This is a genomic window from Spiroplasma endosymbiont of Polydrusus cervinus (genome assembly GCF_964019755.1).
Lineage (GTDB): Bacteria > Bacillota_I > Bacilli_A > Mycoplasmatales > Mycoplasmataceae > Spiroplasma.
Map to the genome: position 1 here is coordinate 859148 of NZ_OZ026469.1, position 12501 is coordinate 871648.

A 12501-nucleotide genomic window follows, 5' to 3' on the forward strand; every position below is an offset into this window, starting at 1 on the left:
CTTAAATCACCTTTTTCAAAATAATTTTTTGGTGTTGAAGATCGATTTGTTGAATATACTCTTCAACATTTGGAATCATAATTAATGTTTCATCAGTCTTTTTAATTTCAAAAACAAGATGGGCTTTTGTTGCAAATTGATTTACTAAAAGACCAATTTGATGTTGATTATAAAATACAGAAAAATTAATTAAATTTTCTTGACTAACAACTTCGGTATAATCTAAGTCTGCTTTTTGAGCAAACAAATAACATTCTTTAAAAGATAATACTTCATTAATATTAGTAAATTCTTTAAACTTTAGAATATAATCTTGCTTAAAAGCATTAATTTTGCTTAATGTTACTGGCTTATAAACCATCTGTAACTGAATAAACGTTAATTTATTAAGTAATTTATCGATATTTTTAATGTTTACTAATAAAGTAGCCTTAACTTCGCCTTTAATGGCATGGGTTTTTTTAATCTTAAAAATTTTTAATAAAGCTTCCATCTATAAAACCTCAAACTTAATATTAACTTTATTTTGATCTAATTGTGCTCTAATATTTAGTAAAGTTCGTAAACTATTAGCAATTAAACCGGCTTTTCCAACAACATACCCAAAAACTTCTTCGCTGCACATTACTAACAAATTAATTTCTCCCAGCTTTGTCATTGGCATCTGACGAATTTCATAATACAATTCGTTATTATCCTGACAAATTAACGGATTAATTAAATGCTTAAGTTCGGTAATATACATTAATTAACACCACATTCTTAATTACAACTATTTCTTTGCAGGCTTTGTTGTTTTAGCTTTGGTACTCTTTGTTGGCTTTGCCACATGTTTTTCATTATGCAATTTAGTCATTAAGCCTTCTTTGCTTAACAAATTACGAACAGTATCAGTGGGTTTTGCCCCTGTTGATAATCATTTATAAGCAAGGTCTTGATCAATTTTAATATCACCATTGATTGGATTATATGTTCCAATTAATTCAATATATTCGCCATCACGTTTCATACGAGCATCTGTTGCAACAATTCGATAAAACGCTACTTTCTTTTTACCTATTCTTTTTAAACGTAATTTTACCATTAATAATTTCCTTTCTAATTCTGCGTTCATGTTAAACTATAAAACTTAACATCTTTTATATAATACCCTAAATTAAAAAAGCGTCAAGTTTTTTAACTTAACACTTTTATTTTTTGGTAATCTTATTTTTCCAATTCTATTGAATTATTATTGTAAATTGTGTATGCTGTAAAACTAAATCATAAAAAGTTAATAAAATTATAATAAATTGTATCATGTACGATGAAGCGGCAAAAAACAACTCTTGTTAAATAAAAAGGGTTGTTTTTTTATTTGTAAACCCATAATTATTAATTAATTCAGAGAAAGGGCAGCATCTTAAATTCTTAAAATAAAAACTTTTTATCACAACTTTTTCGTTAACTTAAAGTTGTGTTACACATTTATTAAATATCTTAGAAATCTTTACAAAGTGTACCTGTTTTTTCTCCAATTTTAAGGTGTTGTCCTTTCTCTGTTTTAGTTAATTAATTTGGCTAATAAATGAAAAAACTTAATATCAAGAAAAGGAGTAGGTAATGGAAATTAATAAACAACAAAAAATATGTGATATTGATAATTGTTATAAATCAATATCATTCATTACCGAAGAATTTTTATCAAATAAAGCTTTATGAACTTGTGAAAAACATAAAGATTTATTAAATCGTACAAAAGATAAAAAACAAAAGCGGTTTTATAAACGCTTAGAAAATTCAAAAATTATCTTTGATGATAAAACTGGTTCTTTTAAACTTTGATTTTATAAAACAACTTAATGCAGCGTGGGACCGTTATTTTAAATAACTAAGTGCTTTTCTCCATAAGAACATGAGTTTAAACTCATTCCCACAGCCAGCCAAGGCAAGTACTGAAATAGTGTATGAGGAAAAAAGTAAATCGGCGCTGGTTATTATATTTAACTAAGCGATAGTCGTGATAAGTGCAAGGTCAACATCAAACGACAATAAACATAGAGATGAATACTTTATAAATAAATTTGCGATAGATTTACTTCTTAGAAGTGGCAGCGGTTTAAAAACCACAAAGCCAGCACCAGGCTCTTCAAAGTGAAAGTAAATTTATTTTAAAAACTGAACGTTTTGACTTGAAATGGTGCGGATGAAGAGAGAGAATTCTCTGGCTTTACCTCATAAAAACAACTGTCGATTATTTAATAATAAATAAATATTAAATATATTATCGCCACCGCTCACCCCAGTGAAGCGGATGGCGTAGTAAATAAATAGATAAATACTTATATAACTAATTCTCGCTTTGGCACTTTCACTCGAGAGTGAGTGCCAGCGAATTAAAAATAGGAGGAAATATAATGACAGAATATAAAAGTAAATATATTAATAAAAATTGAAATGAAATAACAACATCATTTGATTGAGTGAATTGTCAACCTGTTAATTGTCGTATTTCTCATCATAAAAATCATTATGATTTGCAATGTTTAGAATGAGCAAAAATGTACTTAAATTTATTTGAAGATAAATGAGATGTTATTGCTTCTTATATGCAACATTACAAAATTAACGATATTTTAGATTTAGCATCAGATGGTTGAAAAATATTACAAATTGAGAAAAAAATCAATCAAATAATTTAGAAGGTTTATATGAAAAAGTTAAATAAAATTTATCTTAAACAAAGATATTGAGGTTATTATTTTCATAAAGAATGCAATAAAGAAAATAAATTACAAGAACTAATGTTTAGAAGTTATCCAGCATCATTCGAAGATATGACTGATGAACAATGAACATTAGGTAAAAATAATTAGGAGGAATAAAAATGTCATATTGTATTAGTGATTACTTAAATGAAAAATGAATTAATAATAAAGCATTAAAAATTAGTAATAAAGATATTATTTATGCACAAATTGATAGTGATTATGATATGAGTTGAGAATTAAATTTATATCTTAAATTTTGTAATGAGGAAAGACGTATAGGTGGTGTTTCACTGCTAACAGATTTTGACTTAAATTTAAAATGATATGAAATTGATGAAGTTAAAGATTTAATTAGTGGTTATTTAGAATATGAAGAAGCAGAATATGAGGTGATAAATTATGAATAATATGTGAAAAGATGAAGATGGTTATGTTTATACAGAAGAAGATTTATTTAATATAGCATTAGAAGAATGTCATTCAGAAGATAGTGCTTATGAATATATTAATAATTTAATTGAAGAAATGGAATTAGAGGAAATTTAATAATGGAAGATTTAATTAAAAATATTACTTATCCATTTTATTTGAAAGGTAATGATTTTAAAGAATTAAGTTTAAAAGCATTACCAATTAAAAATTTAATTAATGAAAATGGGCAAGAATTAGCAGAATTTATATATCGACAACAAGCTTGATTAATAAATGGAGAATATAAATCACAATCACTAAAAGATTTAAAACTAGTAGTTTCAAAAATTGATTATGTTTTTAGAGAACCATTAGAATTAATAAAAAATTTTAAAGATGAATTAAATTTTATTAGAAAAGATATTTTGAATTTAGAAAATAATATTAAGAATAATCATGATTCTTTAAAAAATAATGTTATTGATATTCAATTTCAAAAACAAAATGAAATTATTGAAACTCATAAAAAAGAGCAATTTTTAGAAATTAAAAGTGTAGCAAAACAAGAGCAAGAATTAAAAATTATTACTAGTAATTTTCGTAAAGATAAATTATTAATTAAAGATATTGAGGTTATTGGTATTAATCATGATTTTTTACAAAATGCTGATAAATTAGAACTTATTAATCTTATTAAAAATTATTTAATTGTTGATGAGCAAATTGTAAAAAATGAAATTAAAAAACAATGAGATAGTAATAAAGATATTAATACTATCGGAGTTAATGGAATTAAATTCAAAATAAATAAAGGAGAGAAATAATTATGAATAATCAAATAGGAATAAAATAATTAGTAGCAACAGCAGTTAAAGCATATGAATTAAATGTTAATGCTAAATATTTACAAGAAAATTTAATTGCTTTACAAGAACTAAAATTAAAAAATAATCAAAGTTATATGAATTTAGTGGGTAATGCTGATAATGGAAAAATTACAGCCTTAGGAATTATTAATTTAAGTAATAAAGGTTTAATTTTTGGCAAAGATTTTAATATTATTCCATTCAAAAATAAATTAACAACTATTATTGATAGTGGTGTTTTTCAAAAAATAATGGAACAAGAAAATTGAATGTTAAAAAGAGGAGTTATTTATAAAAGTGAAAAATTTCAATGAGATACTGATTTACAAAAACCAAAACTACACGAAATAGATTTTATGACAAATATAAGTCGATATGAAAATATTATTGATGCTTATGCTTTTGGTATTAATCGTTTGACTGGTGAAACAAAAGGAATTTTATTAAGAAAAGCCGATATTGACCGTTTAAAAAATAGTAGTCCAAGTGGAAATAGTGAATATTCACCTTAAAATAAATGACCAAAAGAAATGGTTGAAGCAAAATTATATCGTAAATTAGCCCAAGAATTAGGTGTAGATATTACTGATATTGATTTAGATGAAAAAGAAATTAAAGAAGATGGTAATTTTGATTACATACCTTTTAATGATATTACTGTAGCCAAAAATCAGGGGCAAATGAGCAATGAACCCGTATCAAATAATATAATAAATACCCCATCTTATACAGAAATAGCGGACACAAACAATAATATAGTTAAAGAAGATGATATATCAAATTTAGTGCCAACAGTTAATAATAACGATGAGGAATGAGCAAGATGGGAATAAAAATAGGTATTGACCCATCTGGAGCCGGTACTACTGCTATTGCTGTTTTTGAAAATAATATCTTATTAGATAAACAAGAGTTTAAAAATAAAGATTGAAAAAATCATTCTAAATTTATTATAAATTATTTAAAAAATGAAAAACCATTTGAGGAAATATTATCAAATAATCATAAACTAGAATATTCAATTTTTATAGAAAATTATTTATATACAAAGGCCAGCGGTTCAAAAGATAGAGATAATTTATTAAGACTATTAGGTTCATTAGAAACACAAGGATATATTGCTACTATTTCTCCAAAACACACTAAATCCGTTGTTAAAAATATGGAAAATTTAAGTAAATATAATGATAGTTGTTTATGAGAATTTGATAAAGATAGTAATTTAATTTATCAATATGGTAAAGGTTGAAAATATAATAATGAGAAAATAAGTAATCATTTACGAGATGCCATTATTATTGTTAATTATGAGGGTTAATATTATGAAAGAGTCATATAATCAAAAAACAGAAAAATATTATTCTTGTAAAATTCGAAATGTTAATATTTACTTAAATAAAAATGAAGAAAAAGTTTGAAATCAATTATCTAACTTTGATACTTATTCACAACGAATAGAATAACTTATTAATTTTTATATTAGTCACAATAAAGGTGACAAAAAACATGAATAAATATATTTTATGTTATCGTACCGAAGGAGGTAATGTTCCTTGTAAAAATCTTCTTGGTGAATATATTACTGGTTCAGATATTGAAGGTGTAAACATTAATTCAACTTGAAATTGGGAATATTTAATTAAGGCATATGGTGAAGAAAATTTAGTTATCTTAAAAACAAATAAAAAATAACCTTAATTGGTTATTTTTTTAAATACTATTTGTTAGTTTTCTAATAGCATCTTTTTGTGCTTGTTTTTTATCGTTTACTTTAACTTGTTTTTTAACGTTTTTAATTTGACCTGTTTTAAGGGCTAATTCTGTTGCATAATCAGGTCCTCGTAAATGTTTTTCGTGGGCAATAACAGCAGTTCTTAATTCTCTAATTTCTGCTTTATATTTTTTAATTTTTTTAGCAGATAATCCAAGAATGCCAAGACTACCCATCCCCCCCTGCGCCAGCTAACACAAGTAAAGTAATTACTAACTCATTACTAATTTCCATTTTTATATTTCCTTTCTTATCCTTACTCAAACAGTGGCCATATATCCTTTCAGAACAAAATTATTGTTGTTTTTTATATTTGGTTAACCTTGCTATAATTATATATTATTTTTAAGAGTTATTGTTTATATTTAATTCTTTGTTATTTTCTTCTTGTTCTTGTTTTTTAATATTTTTATCTTGTATATTTTTAAATATTTCTTCTGTTACACCATCTAAATTATTTCATTGTTTTGCTATTCTTGGTTGAATAACACGAGGATTAATCCGGCAATCTAAACAATATCTTAAATGGTCTTTTTTTCATTTTGATTTATCAATTCAAATAATAATTAAAGAAATTATTAAAGTAATTAAAGGCAAAATTGCAAATACTAATCCCATTTTAGAAACTTTTAATCGTGGAATATCAATCTTCATATCTACTTTTGGTTTACTACTAGCAACAAAAACACCTTGAATTCCATGTATAAATAATGGTGTTAATAAAATAGCAATCCCATTACCCCAATATTGGCCGTAATTATATCAATTAATATTATCTTTAATTGCATTAATCATTCCATATTCCAATCAACAATTTAATGTTAAAAACATTAAAATATAAAAACTAACTACTCAACTCCTAATTTTATATTTTCTTTCTCATTCTCTAATATCTTTATGAGTTCAATTATAAGTTGGAATAGGGTCTTTTTTAAATCAATTTCACGGTAAGACACCTTTTAATCAACTTGTTTTATCTTGTTTTATTAATTAAACTCCTTTCTAACTTACTTTTTTTCTTTCAACAAAAACAAATTCCAAAGATCTAAACGTTGCTGGACCATTAACTCCAATATTAATCAATCCATCAGGATTAATAGATAATACTAAACATGCACTATTAACACCAATTTGATCATATATAATACCTATTATTTGTGTAAAACCACGCCTTATTTGCAACATTCCTTGACTCTTTAGATCTCCCTGACTGTTTTTCCCTGAGGCTCAAATTCTATAAATATATTTTTCTTTATAAAAATTAGGAATATTATATCCAGTTTGACCCGCTCTAAAATCATGAGTATCAACTTCTTCTCAATCATTACTAGAAATAATGGTTACATTACCACCCCCTAATAATGAATTACCATTAATAGTTTTAATGTTTGTTCCACTTATTAATTTATTTTGTTTTGTATTAATATCTTGTGATGTTTTTACAATATATTTATCATTTTCTTTATCAATATAATCTTTATTTAAATCACTATCTTTAATAATGTCAGTTGGAATATTATTAGACTGCACCCTGTTTAGTAAGTATTAATAAAAAGGTTTACAAACTTTCATTTATTATATATTTTTCTTTTTGGTTTGAATATCATTTATTTCATTTTTTAACATCATTAATATATTCATTATGAGATTTATAATTTTTATTATGGATTGTTCCTTTTTTAAGTAATGAATGAAAACTTTCAATAATAATGTTGTCTGCACAATGATAATTTTTACCCATTGAAATTATAATTTTGTTATCTAAACACTTACTATTGTAATCTTTAGATGTATATTGATATCCGTGATCTGAATGAATTATTATTTTATTTAAATCTTTTTTTATTTTTTTAATTTTATTAATTGCATCATTTAAATTATCAATTACAAGTTTGTTATTATTAAATTTTGATCATTTTACATCAATAATTTCTTTAGTATATCCATCAAGTATTGTTGATTGATAATGTTTTTTACCATTTCAAATTAAATAAGTTACATCAGTAAATAAAATTGAAAATCTTTCTTTAATATCATTAAAATTACGATTTACTAAATCAGGATATTTAATTATATTTTTATTTCTATTTTGTTTTATTAATATTTTTCTACGCATACGCTTTACATATTCAGCTTGAATATTATTTTCTTTCATAATTCGCAATACTTTCTTAGCATTATAAACAATGCCATAATCTTCTTTTAAATATTTGGTAATTCGACGATAACCAAATTGTTTTAAATTTTCTTCATAGACTTTTACAATATTTTTTAATGATTCGCTATCCTTACCATTACTTGAATAATTTTTATATTTATCTCAATAACTACGCTTTAAATCTGTTATATCAAGTAATAAATTTAGTGGATATTTATTAATGTTTTCTTTGATAAAAGATACAATTTTTCTTTTATTTAATTGTAAAAGTCATGAAGCTTTTTTAGTAATTCATACCTAACTTTGTAATAGTTTAAATCTCTTTTTTTCAAATGATTCTTTTGGACCTTTATTGGTGTTTAAAATTCCTTTCTTAAAATTTTCATACCATGAAGCAACAGTTTTTTTATTAATTTGATATTTTTTTGCAATAAAACTTATACTATTATTTTTAACCTCTTGTACTATCATTTTTCGAAAATATGCTGTATATTTATTAAATTTTTGTCCTTTTCTTGCCATATAAAAATGCACCTCCTTTAAAGTTTAGCAAAGACTTTTTTTCTTTACTTACTTTTTTGGGTGCAGTCTATACAACGACTTAAATTTTTTACGAAAATCATTAATTCTTATCTTTTTTTATTATGTAAAGAGAATTTAGATTTTTTAGGTTTTGATTTAACCGGATTATAAGAAACCTTATCCAGATTGTTTGTTTTTACTTGTTTTGTTTTTATAATTTCGACCGCTTTTGGCGAATTATTAGTTGTTTTAAAATGTGGTTTGCGGACAAATAAATGTTTAATTTTTTGTCCCAATGAATCCGTATTTTTATTTTTTTTGCTTTGTTTTTTAACTCGTAAAAAATGAAATCCTAATGTTTGTAAAATTTGAATAAAGGCTGAAAAAATCCAGTAAATAGCAACCCCCGACGCAATTGAGATTGTAACTACAAAGAAGACAACAATCATTACTCCTTGCATAATGAATTGGCGTTTACGAGCTTTTTTCTGCTCTTTTGTAATAACTCTTGTTTTTCGAAGGTTTAAAATAGTTGGTAAAATCATTGATAGAATTTGAATTGGTAAATATACAAATAATAAAGCTAAATAAACATAATTTCCACTTGTAATCATATCTCATGGCTTTTCAATTAAAAAAAGTTCCCCAATTGTTGCCATTTTTAACTCTCGTGTTGCTCTAACAACAGTATACATCGCAATTAAAAATGGAACTGATAAAAAGGAAGAACCAATTGTTGATAACGGTGAAACTCCTTCTTTCCGGTATAGTTGCATCATTTCCATTTGTTGTTTTTGTTTTGCAACAGGATCTTTTGAACCCTTATATTTCGCTTGAATTTCTGCTTGTTTAATTTGCATTAACTGCATTTTGTCTTGATTTCGTTGGACTTTTCAACTAAACATTAAAGTAATTAAACGGACAATTAATGAAGTTAAGAATAGCGCTCCAATAATTCCAGCTCCATTGTCTAAGCCACCAAAACCATAAATTAAATTAACTAAAATTCAGGCAACAGGAAATACAAAACATCCATAAAACGGTGATGATGTTTTAACAAAAGCATCAGATCATGTTCTAATTGCTAAATATGGATATTCATATAATTCTCCATTTTCAAAATGAAAAAAGTGTTCTTTTCCGACATTAGCGTATCCTAAAATAATTTCAAAAAAAACTCCTGGTTTATATACTCTTTGGCCAGAAACATCTAAAATTTGCGCTGTTCCATACTTTGGAACCATCATCTCTCCACAACCTCATAACATTGATATAATTAAAAAAAGATACAAAACTAATTTTGCTCATTTTCAGGTAATTGAATATCAAGGTTTTCGTGTTTTTTTCCCGTCTGAGAAAATATAATCACGATAATTCACTATTACGCCTCCTTTTTACATTTTGATTTGCTTTAATAAAATCTCTTTATTAACTAAATAACTATTACTAAAATATGATTTTCTAACAATGATGATTTGATCATAACCTTCTGTTACAGCAAAATCAAAAGTTAACATACTTCGAATTTGTCTTTTTACTTTATTTCTAACAACGGCATTTCCTAATTTTTTACCAACAGATATTCCAAACCGATGATAATTAAGATCATTTTTTTTTAAATAAATAAAATAAGTGTTAGTTTTAATAAAAGAACGATTACTTATTATTTTCTGAAATTCATAATTTTTTTTAACAATAAATTTTTTTCACATTTCGACACAAATAGAAAAATAAAGTATTTTACCAGCAAATTATGCCGATAATACTTTTCTTCCTTTCGTTCTTCTTTTACTTAAAACTTTACGTCCTGTCGCTGATTCCATTCTTGCTCGAAATCCATGTGTTCTTTTATGTTTAATTTTACTTGGCTGTCACGTTCTTTTCATGCTAACACCTCCTTATGATATAAATTATTAACATAGCGCTGTGTAGATACAAACGGTAAATTTATATCTTGCTAGATTAATAATAAAATATTTTTAATAAATTGCAACCATTTTTTCAAAAAAAAAAAAATAATAGCTTCATCGTACATGATGCCATAATATACCGCAACCGCTCACCCTCAAAGTGAAGCGGGCGGCAAAGTAAATAAATAGATAAATACCTTAATTATATAACTAATTCTCGCTTTGGTACTTTCACTTGGGAGTGGGTGCCAGCGAGTTAAAAAAGAGAATTAAAAAAATTAATAAAATAATTTAACGAAGGGATATATATGAAAAAGAAAAAAGTTAAATAAATACATAATTAATAAATTAAATCAAATAATGCTTAGAAGTTACCCTGTATCACTTGATGATATTACTGATGAACATTGAGCATTAAACAATAAAAATAATTAGGAGGAATAAGAAAATGTCATATTGTATTAGTGATTACTTAAATGAAAAATGAATTAATAATAAAGCATTAAAAATTAGTAATAAAGATATTATTTATGCACAAAAATTTAGACTGCACCCCGTTTAGTAAGTATTAATAAAAAGGTTTACAAACTTTCATTTATTATATATTTTTCTTTTTGGTTTGAATATCATTTATTTCATTTTTTAACATCATTAATATATTCATTATGAGATTTATAATTTTTATTATGGATTGTTCCTTTTTTAAGTAATGAATGAAAACTTTCAATAATAATGTTGTCTGCACAATGATAATTTTTACCCATTGAAATTATAATTTTGTTATCTAAACATTTACTATTATAATCTTTAGATGTATATTGATATCCGTGATCTGAATGAATTATTGTTTTATTTAGATCTTTTTTTATTTTTTTAATTTTATTAATTGCATCATTTAAATTATCAATTACAAGTTTGTTATTATTAAATTTTGATCATTTTACATCAATAATTTCTTTAGTATATCCATCAAGTATTGTTGATTGATAATGTTTTTTACCATTTCAAATTAAATAAGTTACATCAGTAAATAAAATTGAAAATCTTTCTTTAATATCATTAAAATTACGATTTACTAAATCAGGATATTTAATTATATTTTTATTTCTATTTTGTTTTATTAATATTTTTCTATGCATACGCTTTACATATTCAGCTTGAATATTATTTTCTTTCATAATTCGCAATACTTTCTTAGCATTATAAACAATGCCATAATCTTCTTTTAAATATTTGGTAATTCGACGATAACCAAATTGTTTTAAATTTTCTTCATAGACTTTTACAATATTTTTTAATGATTCGCTATCCTTACCATTACTTAAATAATTTTTATATTTATCTCAATAACTACGCTTTAAATCTGTTATATCAAGTAATAAATTTAGTGGATATTTATTAATGTTTTCTTTGATAAAAGATACAATTTTTCTTTTATTTAATTGTAAAAGTCATGAAGCTTTTTTAGTAATTCATACCTAACTTTGTAATAGTTTAAATCTCTTTTTTTCAAATGATTCTTTTGGACCTTTATTGGTGTTTAAAATTCCTTTCTTAAAATTTTCATACCATGAAGCAACAGTTTTTTTATTAATTTGATATTTTTTTGCAATAAAACTTATACTATTATTTTTAACCTCTTGTACTATAATTTTTCGAAAATATGCTGTATATTTATTAAATTTTTGTCCTTTTCTTGCCATATAAAAATGCACCTCCTCTAAAGTTTAGCAAAGACTTTTTTTCTTTACTTACTTTTTTGGGTGCAGTCTAATTGATAGTGATTATGATATGAGTTGAGAATTAAATTTATATCTTAAATTTGGTAATGAAGAAAGATATGTAGGTAATGTTTTATTGTCAACAGATTTTGACTTAAATTTAAAATGATATGAAATTGATGAAGTTAAAGGTTTAATAGATGATTATTTAGAAGATGAAGAAGCAGATTACGAAGTGATAAATTATGAATAATATGTGAAAAAATGAAGATGGTTATGTTTATACAGAAGAAGATTTATTTAATATAGCATTAGAAGAATGTCATTCAGAAGAAAGTGCTTATGAAGATATTAATAATTTAATTGAAGAAATGCAATTAGAGGAAATTTAA

The 12501-nt window shown here is 24.4% G+C and carries 26 protein-coding genes and 2 pseudogenes; 13 read left to right on the top strand and 15 right to left on the bottom strand.

Annotated features, from left to right (window positions below):
• Window position 1: 1 nt before the first annotated feature.
• Genes rimM through rpsP form a run of 3 tightly spaced genes read right to left on the bottom strand, consistent with a single transcriptional unit; the run spans window position 2 to window position 1087 of the window.
• Window positions 2-493, bottom strand: coding sequence for a ribosome maturation factor RimM (gene rimM / locus AACK78_RS05445; RefSeq protein WP_338954926.1), 492 nt, complete (start codon window positions 491-493; stop codon window positions 2-4).
• On the bottom strand, window positions 494-745 hold the full coding sequence (locus tag AACK78_RS05450; protein WP_338954927.1) for a hypothetical protein: 252 nt from the start codon (window positions 743-745) through the stop codon (window positions 494-496).
• Between the two features lie 27 nt (window positions 746-772).
• Window positions 773-1087, bottom strand: coding sequence for a 30S ribosomal protein S16 (rpsP, locus tag AACK78_RS05455; RefSeq protein WP_422396890.1), 315 nt, complete (start codon window positions 1085-1087; stop codon window positions 773-775).
• Between the two features lie 515 nt (window positions 1088-1602).
• Between rpsP and AACK78_RS05460 the strand changes: the two genes are divergently transcribed.
• From AACK78_RS05460 to AACK78_RS05510, 11 genes are all read left to right on the top strand, one after another.
• Window positions 1603-1842 (top strand): hypothetical protein, encoded by a 240-nt coding sequence (locus AACK78_RS05460; protein ID WP_338954929.1) that lies wholly within the window; start codon window positions 1603-1605, stop codon window positions 1840-1842.
• Between the two features lie 554 nt (window positions 1843-2396).
• Entirely contained in the window at window positions 2397-2681 is a 285-nt protein-coding gene (locus AACK78_RS05465) for a hypothetical protein (RefSeq protein WP_338954931.1), read from the top strand.
• A 9-nt stretch (window positions 2682-2690) separates the two neighbouring features.
• On the top strand, window positions 2691-2855 hold the full coding sequence (locus tag AACK78_RS05470) for a hypothetical protein (RefSeq protein WP_338954932.1): 165 nt from the start codon (window positions 2691-2693) through the stop codon (window positions 2853-2855).
• Between the two features lie 11 nt (window positions 2856-2866).
• The gene (locus tag AACK78_RS05475; RefSeq protein ID WP_338954934.1) at window positions 2867-3157 is read left to right on the top strand and encodes a hypothetical protein; all 291 of its coding nucleotides are present in this window, start codon (window positions 2867-2869) and stop codon (window positions 3155-3157) included.
• Window positions 3150-3296 carry a hypothetical protein gene (locus AACK78_RS05480; RefSeq protein ID WP_338954936.1) on the top strand — a complete coding sequence of 49 codons (147 nt, stop codon included), beginning with the start codon at window positions 3150-3152 and terminating at the stop codon, window positions 3294-3296. Before AACK78_RS05475 ends, AACK78_RS05480 begins: the two co-directional genes overlap by 8 nt.
• A 2-nt stretch (window positions 3297-3298) precedes the next feature.
• Window positions 3299-3985, top strand: coding sequence for a hypothetical protein (locus AACK78_RS05485; RefSeq protein ID WP_338954937.1), 687 nt, complete (start codon window positions 3299-3301; stop codon window positions 3983-3985).
• Between the two features lie 137 nt (window positions 3986-4122).
• Complete coding sequence (locus AACK78_RS05490; RefSeq protein ID WP_338954938.1) at window positions 4123-4539, top strand: hypothetical protein; 417 nt, start codon at window positions 4123-4125, stop codon at window positions 4537-4539.
• Window positions 4540-4557: 18 nt separating this feature from the next.
• The gene (locus tag AACK78_RS05495) at window positions 4558-4860 is read left to right on the top strand and encodes a hypothetical protein (RefSeq protein WP_338954939.1); all 303 of its coding nucleotides are present in this window, start codon (window positions 4558-4560) and stop codon (window positions 4858-4860) included.
• On the top strand, window positions 4842-5345 hold the full coding sequence (locus AACK78_RS05500; protein ID WP_338954940.1) for a hypothetical protein: 504 nt from the start codon (window positions 4842-4844) through the stop codon (window positions 5343-5345). Before AACK78_RS05495 ends, AACK78_RS05500 begins: the two co-directional genes overlap by 19 nt.
• A gap of 4 nt (window positions 5346-5349) precedes the next feature.
• Window positions 5350-5490 (top strand): hypothetical protein, encoded by a 141-nt coding sequence (locus tag AACK78_RS05505; RefSeq protein WP_338954942.1) that lies wholly within the window; start codon window positions 5350-5352, stop codon window positions 5488-5490.
• Window positions 5491-5533: 43 nt separating this feature from the next.
• The gene (locus tag AACK78_RS05510) at window positions 5534-5719 is read left to right on the top strand and encodes a hypothetical protein (protein WP_338954944.1); all 186 of its coding nucleotides are present in this window, start codon (window positions 5534-5536) and stop codon (window positions 5717-5719) included.
• 18 nt (window positions 5720-5737) lie between these two features.
• Here the strand turns inward: AACK78_RS05510 and AACK78_RS05515 are convergent, their stop codons facing one another.
• The 12 genes and pseudogenes from AACK78_RS05515 to AACK78_RS05560 all read right to left on the bottom strand — a co-directional run bounded on the left by AACK78_RS05515 (window position 5738) and on the right by AACK78_RS05560 (window position 12091).
• Window positions 5738-5974, bottom strand: coding sequence for a hypothetical protein (locus AACK78_RS05515; protein ID WP_338954946.1), 237 nt, complete (start codon window positions 5972-5974; stop codon window positions 5738-5740).
• A gap of 169 nt (window positions 5975-6143) precedes the next feature.
• On the bottom strand, window positions 6144-6629 hold the full coding sequence (locus AACK78_RS05520) for a hypothetical protein (protein WP_338954948.1): 486 nt from the start codon (window positions 6627-6629) through the stop codon (window positions 6144-6146).
• A 171-nt stretch (window positions 6630-6800) separates the two neighbouring features.
• On the bottom strand, window positions 6801-7328 hold the full coding sequence (locus tag AACK78_RS05525) for a hypothetical protein (protein WP_338954950.1): 528 nt from the start codon (window positions 7326-7328) through the stop codon (window positions 6801-6803).
• Window positions 7329-7356: 28 nt separating this feature from the next.
• A complete protein-coding gene (locus AACK78_RS05530) occupies window positions 7357-7953 on the bottom strand; it encodes a DDE-type integrase/transposase/recombinase (RefSeq protein WP_338954388.1) in 597 nt (198 codons plus the stop codon).
• Between the two features lie 21 nt (window positions 7954-7974).
• Window positions 7975-8247, bottom strand: a pseudogene (locus AACK78_RS07670) (hypothetical protein); the annotation flags it as partial.
• Between the two features lie 6 nt (window positions 8248-8253).
• Complete coding sequence (locus AACK78_RS05535) at window positions 8254-8478, bottom strand: transposase family protein (protein ID WP_338954592.1); 225 nt, start codon at window positions 8476-8478, stop codon at window positions 8254-8256.
• A 107-nt stretch (window positions 8479-8585) separates the two neighbouring features.
• Entirely contained in the window at window positions 8586-9857 is a 1272-nt protein-coding gene (gene yidC, locus AACK78_RS05540; RefSeq protein WP_338954952.1) for a membrane protein insertase YidC, read from the bottom strand.
• A gap of 15 nt (window positions 9858-9872) precedes the next feature.
• Window positions 9873-10190: a ribonuclease P protein component gene (gene rnpA, locus AACK78_RS05545; RefSeq protein ID WP_338954954.1), complete on the bottom strand. Its 318-nt coding sequence runs from the start codon at window positions 10188-10190 to the stop codon at window positions 9873-9875.
• Window positions 10191-10229: 39 nt separating this feature from the next.
• Window positions 10230-10364: a 50S ribosomal protein L34 gene (gene rpmH / locus AACK78_RS05550; protein WP_338954956.1), complete on the bottom strand. Its 135-nt coding sequence runs from the start codon at window positions 10362-10364 to the stop codon at window positions 10230-10232.
• A gap of 605 nt (window positions 10365-10969) precedes the next feature.
• Window positions 10970-11566 carry a DDE-type integrase/transposase/recombinase gene (locus tag AACK78_RS05555; protein ID WP_338954958.1) on the bottom strand — a complete coding sequence of 199 codons (597 nt, stop codon included), beginning with the start codon at window positions 11564-11566 and terminating at the stop codon, window positions 10970-10972.
• Window positions 11567-11587: 21 nt separating this feature from the next.
• A pseudogene (locus tag AACK78_RS07675) lies at window positions 11588-11860 on the bottom strand (hypothetical protein); the annotation flags it as partial.
• Between the two features lie 6 nt (window positions 11861-11866).
• Window positions 11867-12091, bottom strand: coding sequence for a hypothetical protein (locus AACK78_RS05560; RefSeq protein WP_338954601.1), 225 nt, complete (start codon window positions 12089-12091; stop codon window positions 11867-11869).
• Between the two features lie 88 nt (window positions 12092-12179).
• Here AACK78_RS05560 and AACK78_RS05565 point away from each other — a divergent pair, with 88 nt between their 5' ends.
• Window positions 12180-12362 (top strand): hypothetical protein, encoded by a 183-nt coding sequence (locus AACK78_RS05565; protein WP_338954960.1) that lies wholly within the window; start codon window positions 12180-12182, stop codon window positions 12360-12362.
• A complete protein-coding gene (locus AACK78_RS05570) occupies window positions 12355-12501 on the top strand; it encodes a hypothetical protein (RefSeq protein WP_338954962.1) in 147 nt (48 codons plus the stop codon). Before AACK78_RS05565 ends, AACK78_RS05570 begins: the two co-directional genes overlap by 8 nt.